This window comes from Blastomonas sp. UPD001, from assembly GCF_003426715.1.
GTDB lineage: Bacteria > Pseudomonadota > Alphaproteobacteria > Sphingomonadales > Sphingomonadaceae > Blastomonas.
Genome location: NZ_QKVT01000001.1, coordinates 2,957,409 through 2,965,155 on the forward strand (window position 1 = coordinate 2,957,409; position 7,747 = coordinate 2,965,155).

Consider the following 7,747-nt stretch of genomic DNA (forward strand, 5'->3'; position numbering starts at 1 on the left):
CCGCTGCCAGCTGGTTCTGCAGACCGGCGACGGCATTGTCGCCTGCGCTCAGCGAATTGATCATGTCCGCGCGCGTCAGCGTGGTGACCGCAGCCGCCGGGGCGGCCTGGGTCGCCGAAGCAGCGGTGGTCGCGGCAGCGGCGGTTTCTGTACCGACGCCGGCGTTCAGCGCCACCTGCTCTGCACCGCCGTTCAGCTGACCAGCGAGATCGGCGCGGCCGATGCCCGAAACGACGGCCGCGCCGTCGGTGGTCCGCGCAGGCGGCGTGAAGTCACGGCGCGTGGCGAGGTCACGGCACTCGTTCAGCCCCAGACCCTGGATACAGACCTGGCCGAAATCGGGGTCACCGCCATTGATGCCCTGACCCAGACCGGTCGGGATGCCGTTGACCACCTGGCCGCTGGCGTTGATGACGTTGTAATTGGGGTCGAGCGTCGTCGTCCAGCGCGTCGCGTCTTCCCAGTTGCCGTTGCCGGCGGCTGCGGTGACGTAGCGATAGGGGTTGGTCGCGGCGATATAATCCCAATAGAGATACAGCGGCTGGTAGAAGCTGGTGGTGCCATAGCTGCTGAACGCCTGCGCGCCGAAGAAGCGGCTGCCGCCCGAGAGCACACCGATCTGCAGGTTCTTGGTCGACAGCGTGTTGTTGGCGGCGTCGAGGATCAGCGGACCACCCGAGTCACCGCCCGCGGTGGTACCTTCGCGTGCCAGAGCGTCATCGCGGTGGATGTTGATGTCGAACTGGTTGGCGCCGGCGGTGCCGCGACGCGGATCGTCGAAATCGAGATTGTAGAGGTTCTGGCCGAGCGGCGGCGTGCCGGGCGCGGCAGGGCCGAACAGGAAGTCGTTGCGGTCGTCGAGCGAGGCGAGCGCGCCCAGCATGTTTTCCGCCGCACGACGACGGAAATCGACGCCCTGCGTCGCGCCTGCGGTGCCGTTGCCCGAGCGGCCATAGCCGGTGATGTTGACATGATAGCCGGTGCCGCGGACCGGATCGATCGCGGTCGGGGTGGGCAGCGGCGAGAACAGCAGCGCCCAGGTCGGGATGCGCGCCGCCGGGGTGTCGAGCGTGGCGAGCGCGATATCGCCTTCCAGGAAGCCCAGGCCCTGCGGGTTGAGCAGCGAGCGGGGATCGTACTGGATCTGGCTGATGTTGAACACGTTCAGCGCGGCGTTCGAACGGAAGGCGTTGGCCGCCCAGTTCTGGAAGCCCGGACGCGCATCGACGTTGAACGAGAAGGCCGCCGGCACGGTGCCGTCGATGCTGCTGTAATCGGTCTGGCGACGGTCGTTGACGCAGTGCGCCGCGAACAGCACGGTGCGCGGGTTGATCAGCGTGCCGGTGCAGACGAAGCCATCGTTGCGGAAGAACATGCCGACGCCGTTCACGCCACCCGCATTGTCGATGATCTGGGTCGGCGTCTGGTTGTTGTTCGGAACGATGGCGAGCGCCGGGGCCGAAGCCAGCGCAACGGCCATGGCCGTCGCCGCGCTTCCGCCCAGAATCGCCTTGTGAAGGTGAGAGGTCTTGAAGGTCATGAAATTCCCCTGCTCAACGAGTGTGTTGACCGGGGAAATTAGCCAGCGCGAAGCGAAAGGCAACGCGGGCGGTGGTTCTTGGTTCCGATTGTGGCAATCTGTTGCCGCTTTGACACATTTTGTTACAGAAACGGCGTCAAAACGCCCCCGACCCCCTGCTATTGGGGGATCGGCGGCGTCGAATTGGGGCAGAGGCGGTTACTTGCCCAGCGTTTCGGTGAGGAACCAGGCGCGTTCCTGCGCCTGATCGGTCCAGTCGTCGACGATCCCGTCGGTGGCATTGTCCCCTGCCTGTCCGGCGAGTTCCTTGACCTCGCGCAGCTTGGCGACAAAGGCGAGATTGTCGTCGCGCAGCTCCTTGAGCATCGCTTCGGCCGAGACGCCCGACTTGTCATTGTCGGAAATCGAGCTGCGGCGTGCGATGTCCCCGATCGAGGTCAGCGTGCGAAAGCCGTTCTTGCGCACCCGCTCGGCAATCGCGTCGGTAATGCCCAGGATCTGCGTCGCCTGATCGTCGAGCAGCAGATGATATTCGCGGAAATGCGGGCCCGCGACATGCCAGTGGAAATTCTTGGTCTTCAGGTACAGCGCGAAGCCGTCGGCCAGCAGGCCGTTCATCGCCTCGGCGAGCGCCTTGCCGGCGTTGTCACCCTTCTTGTTTCCCATCACGTGCTCCTGTTCTTGCAGCGGATGGGATTAACATAGGTTGGTCTTGCGCGATTCCCATGACGAAAAATCGGCTGAGGCTGATCGAGTGCCTCGATGCTTCAGACCAGTCCGGATGCCCCGAGCGCGAGCGCGATCCCCAGCGAGGTCAGGAGGAGCCCGGCACCGATGCGCACGGGGCGGACGGGCCAGCTGGCGAGCCTTTCCTGCCAGATGATCGCCGGAGCGAGCCCCAGCACCGTCCCCGCCCAGCCGCCGATCAGCGGCCAGACCCAGTCATGGCTGCGCGCCGCCGTGGCCGCGATGATGAACTGGCCCTTGTCGCCGAACTGCAGGATGAACAGGCCGAGCAGCCCGGTCAGGAGCGGCCCGGTGCGCCAGCCCGGCAGCGTATCGACCGGACGCCGGGGCGCCAGCATGCCCAGCCCTGCGAACAGCAGCGCCAGCGCGTAGAACAGCCGCAGCGCATCGAGGCTGATCCAGGTGCCGACCACCACGCCGCCGAGCGCACCGATCGCCGCCATGGCCCCGCTCGCCAGCACGACGCCGATCGTCAGCGGCCCGGGCCGGGCAAAGCGCTGCCCCAGCGCGGCGCACAGCAGCTGCGTGCGGTCGCCCGTCTGCACGATCGCGGTCAGCAACAGGGTGGTAAGAAATGCCTCCATCGGCGTCCGGACTGGCGCCAATCAGCGCACGCCGCGTACCGCAATCGACGCCAGCACCGCCGCGCGCATCTCGCCATCGCCCGAATCGCAGGCGATCGCCTCGTCCATCGCGTCGAGATATTGCGCCGCCATCGTCCGGCTCCAGCCCTGGGCGAGCAGATGCTCCAGCCCATAGGCGAGATCGCTGACACACGGCAGCGCGTTGACCTCTGCCATGTGCCGCATCTTGCCGAGTTCGCGCTGCAATTCGCTGCGCGCCACGCGCCGGGCGAGCGCACGGATATGCCCGGCCTGCATGCGCAATTGCTGGCGCGCCAGCTTCAGCCGGTCCTGCGCGGGGTCGGAGGGCGAAAACGGCTGCATGGCGATACGCTCCTGCAAGAGGCTGGTCTTGCGCAAGGCTCGCACGCATCGGTTAATTTTCGGGTAAGTGCCTTTTGCGCTGCGGGGAGCCGGCCCGGAATGCCGCGCTGCTTGACAACCGAGCGGCCATCCGGCATGGGCCGCCTTCGCGTTTGAAGGGCGGCCGCATGTGCCGCTCTTTGTGTTTGTGATTCTCTGCAGGGCCGGCAGCCGCCGTTTTCTGCATCCGATTTCTAACCCAAAGGAACAGGTCATGGCCAAGCCAGCCACTGTCAAGATCCGCCTGGTCAGCACCGAAGGCACCGGCTTCTTCTATGTCACCAAGAAGAATCCGCGCAACATCACCGAGAAGATGACCTTCCGCAAGTACGACCCCGTCGCGCGCAAGCACGTCGAGTTCAAGGAAGCCAAGATCAAGTGATCTGGCCGGTCCGCGCGTGATGAACCGGCGATTCAACGCCGGTTCAATCGCAACGGACCAGGGGTTTCGGCGTATTTTCCGCTTTATGGAAGCCTGATCCCGATGCTGAACCTGCCGATGAAATCCCTTGCCGCCGCGCTGCTCGCCAGCGCGGCCTTTGCCGTGCCCGCCGCGCTGCCCAGCGCCGCGATCGGTCAGGCTGCGACCCAGGGCGACGAGCTCGCGCAGGTCTCGCGGCATCTGAAGGCGATGCAGTCGATGCGCGCCAGCTTCACCCAGACCGACCGCAGCGGCCAGACGCTCAGCGGCACGCTGACGCTCAAGCAGCCGGGCCGCATCCGCTTCGAATATCAGAAGGACGCGCAGCTGCTGATCGTCAGCGATGGCCGCGCGCTCACCATGATCGACTATCAGGTCCGTCAAGTACAGCGCTGGCCGATTCGCAACTCGCCGCTCGGCGCGCTGCTCGATCCCAGCCGCGATCTCACCCGCTATGGCAAGGTCGTGCCGACCGGCGATCCCAATGTCGTCAGTGTCGAGGTGCGCGATCCCAAGCGCCCCGAATATGGCGTCATCACCCTGATCTTCACCCGCAGCGGCTCTGCGCCCGGCGGCCTGTCGCTGGTCGGCTGGGTCGCGCTCGATTCGCAGAACAAGCGCACCACCATCCGCCTCTCGGGCCAGCAGTACAATGTCGCGGTGGCCGACACCGCCTTCGCCTGGACCGATCCCCGCGCCAAGGGCCCGCGGCGCTAGACTTCCTCTCCCTTGATGGGAGAGGCAGCGAGACTTGGCGACGAAGGAGCCTAGTCGCAGCGGCGAGGGTGAGGGTGCGTCCTGGTAACGTCGCGTGATCCGGCGGGATCACGCACTGCGCGGCCTCGCCGCCCAGGATATCCGCGCCCAGCCGATGCCATTGCACGGGCCCGGCGTCGCCTGGCGCATGGCCGAGCGCGATCGGGTGGCCGGCATGCCAGCACCAGATCTCGGTCGCATCGACCGTATGCCAGTGCGAGCGCTGCCCCGCGTCGAGCAGGAAATAGATCAGCGTCTCGCTCGCGCGGCCATCGTCACCGGCGGCACCGCGCCAGGTTTCGCGGAACCAGCCGCCCTCCGGATGCGGCGTCAGCCCCAGGGTCTCGATCAGCGCGCGCGCTTCGTCGCTCATCCGGCAAGCTCCTCGTCGCGCTTGGCCGCCATCTGGCCCCCCATCTGTCCGACCAGTTCGAACAGCTTGAGCGGATCGCTCAGCCGCAGCTTGGCGATCATGTCCTCGATCCCTTCGGCGACCAGGATTTCGGGCTCGCCCGCATCGATGCCCGCCAGGATGCGCGATGCGCATTCCGCCGGGTCCATGCCATTGGCGATCGCGCTGTCGGTGCGGCCGAAGGCGCTGCCGTCGCCCGCCAGCGCGTTGGCCGAGACCGCAGTGCGGATCGATCCGGGGAGAACCGTGTGAACTTTCAACCCGTAATGCACCTCGGTCTCGGCGCGCAGCGCGTCGAGATAGCCGATCAGCCCGTGCTTGGCGGCGCAATAGGCGGTGCGCAGCGGCACCCCGGCGCGGCCCGCGACCGAGGAGATGCCGACGATCATCCCCGCCTTGCGCGCGGTCATGTGCGGCAGCAGCAGCTGGGTCAGCCAGATCGGTGCGAGCAGATCGACCGCGATGATCCGGTCATAGACCTCGAGCGCACTGTCCACCGCGAGCGCGCGCTGGCTGATCCCGGCATTGTTGACGAGGCCATCGACCTGACCCTTCCACGCGATCGCCCGTTCGACGATGCCGGGCAGCGCGTCCCTGTCGGTGGTCTCGAACGGCAGCACCAGGCTCTGGGTCGGCAGCCGGTCGGCGACGGCCTGTAACGCATCGGTGCGGCGGCCCGAAAGGATGATGTGCGCGCCGCGCGCGGCCAGCGCTTCGGCCAGCGCCTCGCCAATGCCCGACGAAGCCCCGGTGATCCAGATGACCTTGCCCGAATATTCCATGCATCCTGCTCCTGTGTGGGTTTGCGGTATCAAAGAGAGAGAAGCGCGCCTCGGCAACCAAAAAATCCTCCCTTGCAAGGGGAGGGGAACCGCCCGCGCAGCGGGGGGTGGAGGGGTGTTCACGATGACGGACCGGCGACCCCCCTCCGTCATCGCTTCGCAATGCCACCTCCCCTTGCAGGGGAGGATTGAACCGTCGGCCCACCGTAGCACCCTTGCCAAGACCGTGTTGCGGCAGTAAGACGCCTACCCGCTCCAGCTATAGTGCAGGACCCTACGGATACATGACTTCCGCTTACGACCAAGCCCGCCCGGTCATCTCCTCGACCGGCCTTTTCACCCCCGCAGACAGCATCAGCAACGAAGAGCTGGTCGCCAGTTTCAACGCCTATGTTGCGCAGCATAATGCGCAGCATGCCGCAGCAATCGAGGCGGGCGAGATGGTCGCGCTGCAGCCGAGCTCGGTCGAGTTCATCGAGAAGGCAAGCGGGATAAAGGCGCGCAAGGTGCTGTCCAAGGCCTCGATCCTCGATGTCGACGTAATGTGTCCGCGCTTCGAGGAGCGTCCGAACGAGCAGATTTCGGTGCTCGCCGAAATCGGCGTCGCCGCCGCGCGCGATGCGCTCGAGCGCGCAGGCCGCGACGCGAAGGACGTCGACGCGGTGCTCGTCGCCTGCTCGAACTTGCAACGCGCCTATCCTGCCATCGCGATCGAGGTGCAGGACGCGCTGGGCATCGAGGGCTTCGGCTTCGACATGAACGTGGCGTGCTCGTCCGCGACCTTCGGCATCCAGACCGCCGCCGATTTCATCCGCGCCGGCAATGCGCGCTCGGTGCTCGTGGTGAGCCCGGAAATCTGCTCGGGGCACCTCAACTGGCGCGACCGCGACAGCCATTTCATCTTCGGCGATGTGGCGACCGCCGTGCTGGTCGAGGCGGCGGATTTCGCGCCCGCCGGGCACTGGGATATCCTGGGCACGCAGCTCAAGACGCGCTTCTCGAACAATATCCGCAACAATTTCGGCTTCCTCAACCGCACCGCGCCCGAGACGCGCGACAGCGCCGACAAGCTGTTCGTCCAGGAAGGCCGAAAGGTGTTCAAGGAGGTTGTGCCGATGGTCGGCGAGCTAATTACCGACCATATCGCGCGGCTCGGCATCGCCCCGACCGACCTGCGCCGGATGTGGCTGCACCAGGCCAATGCGGGGATGAACCGGCTGATTGCGCAGCGGGTGCTGGGGCACGAGGCGAGCGAGGACGAGAGCCCGACCGTGCTCGACACCTATGCCAACACCTCGTCGGCCGGATCGATCATCGCCTTCCACCTCAACAACGAGGACCTGAAGCCCGGCGATACCGGAATCATCTGCTCGTTCGGCGCGGGCTATTCGGCCGGATCGGTGGTCATCCGCAAGGCGGCGTGATGCGATGGCGGTGACGGTCGAGACATTGCCCGCGCACCGCATCGAGCAAGCGATCGACGCGCTGGCGCGCTTGCGCATCGCGGTCTTCGCCGAATGGCCCTATCTCTATGCCGGCGACGCGGATTACGAGCGCGACTATCTCGCCGAATTCGCCGTCGCGCCCGAGGCCGCGCTGATCGTCGCGCGCGATGGCGATGAAATCGTGGGCGCCGCGACCGCATCGCCGCTCGCTGCGCAAAAGCCCGAATTCAAGGCGCCGTTTGTCACCGCGGGATGGGATATCGCACGGACCTTCTACTTCGGGGAATCGGTGCTGCTGCCCGGCTATCGCGGGCAGGGGATCGGGCATGCGTTTTTCGATCATCGCGAGGCGGCGAGCCGCGCGGCAGGCGCGAGGGTGGCGACCTTCTGCGCGGTGCAGCGGCCTGCCGATCATGGGCTGCGCCCGGCAGGCTATCGCCCGCTCGACGCTTTCTGGACGAAGCGCGGCTATGCCAAGGTCGAGGGACTGGTGACCAGCTTCGACTGGCTCGACATCGGCGAGACGCAGGAGACGCCGCACCCGATGCAATTCTGGGCGCGCGAGCTTTAGACCACCCCGCGTCATTCCCGCGAACGCGGGAATGTGGATTCACGTTTGAAGTGCAACACTGGTTTGAATGTCATGGAATGCCTCTTC

The 7,747-nt window shown here is 66.2% G+C and carries 9 protein-coding genes and 1 pseudogene; 4 read left to right on the forward strand and 6 right to left on the reverse strand.

The window, feature by feature from the left end; all coding sequences use genetic code 11:
• The 4 genes from DM995_RS15010 to DM995_RS15025 all read right to left on the reverse strand — a co-directional run.
• Window positions 1–1,540: trypsin-like serine protease (locus DM995_RS15010; RefSeq protein WP_157973301.1), on the reverse strand; the 1,540-nt coding region annotated here is incomplete at its 3' end.
• 198 nt (window positions 1,541–1,738) lie between these two features.
• The gene (locus DM995_RS15015) at window positions 1,739–2,206 is read right to left on the reverse strand and encodes a Dps family protein (RefSeq protein WP_116969930.1); all 468 of its coding nucleotides are present in this window, start codon (window positions 2,204–2,206) and stop codon (window positions 1,739–1,741) included.
• 101 nt (window positions 2,207–2,307) lie between these two features.
• A complete protein-coding gene (locus DM995_RS15020) occupies window positions 2,308–2,871 on the reverse strand; it encodes a TMEM165/GDT1 family protein (protein WP_116969931.1) in 564 nt (187 codons plus the stop codon).
• A 21-nt stretch (window positions 2,872–2,892) separates the two neighbouring features.
• Window positions 2,893–3,234 (reverse strand): hypothetical protein, encoded by a 342-nt coding sequence (locus DM995_RS15025; RefSeq protein ID WP_116969932.1) that lies wholly within the window; start codon window positions 3,232–3,234, stop codon window positions 2,893–2,895.
• 253 nt (window positions 3,235–3,487) lie between these two features.
• Here DM995_RS15025 and rpmG point away from each other — a divergent pair, with 253 nt between their 5' ends.
• Together rpmG and DM995_RS15035 are read left to right on the forward strand one after the other, a co-directional pair.
• Window positions 3,488–3,655: a 50S ribosomal protein L33 gene (gene rpmG / locus DM995_RS15030; protein WP_023839125.1), complete on the forward strand. Its 168-nt coding sequence runs from the start codon at window positions 3,488–3,490 to the stop codon at window positions 3,653–3,655.
• Window positions 3,656–3,757: 102 nt separating this feature from the next.
• Entirely contained in the window at window positions 3,758–4,411 is a 654-nt protein-coding gene (locus DM995_RS15035) for a LolA family protein (RefSeq protein WP_502696591.1), read from the forward strand.
• A gap of 106 nt (window positions 4,412–4,517) precedes the next feature.
• Here the strand turns inward: DM995_RS15035 and DM995_RS15040 are convergent.
• Together DM995_RS15040 and DM995_RS15045 are read right to left on the reverse strand one after the other, a co-directional pair.
• A pseudogene (locus tag DM995_RS15040) lies at window positions 4,518–4,823 on the reverse strand (cupin domain-containing protein); the annotation flags it as partial.
• On the reverse strand, window positions 4,820–5,644 hold the full coding sequence (locus tag DM995_RS15045) for an SDR family NAD(P)-dependent oxidoreductase (protein WP_116969933.1): 825 nt from the start codon (window positions 5,642–5,644) through the stop codon (window positions 4,820–4,822). The pseudogene DM995_RS15040 and the gene DM995_RS15045, both read right to left, overlap by 4 nt.
• Window positions 5,645–5,928: 284 nt before the next feature.
• Here DM995_RS15045 and DM995_RS15050 point away from each other — a divergent pair, with 284 nt between their 5' ends.
• Window positions 5,929–7,068, forward strand: coding sequence for a beta-ketoacyl-ACP synthase III (locus tag DM995_RS15050; protein WP_116969934.1), 1,140 nt, complete (start codon window positions 5,929–5,931; stop codon window positions 7,066–7,068).
• 4 nt (window positions 7,069–7,072) lie between these two features.
• The gene (locus DM995_RS15055) at window positions 7,073–7,660 is read left to right on the forward strand and encodes a GNAT family N-acetyltransferase (RefSeq protein ID WP_116969935.1); all 588 of its coding nucleotides are present in this window, start codon (window positions 7,073–7,075) and stop codon (window positions 7,658–7,660) included.
• Window positions 7,661–7,747 lie beyond the last annotated feature (87 nt).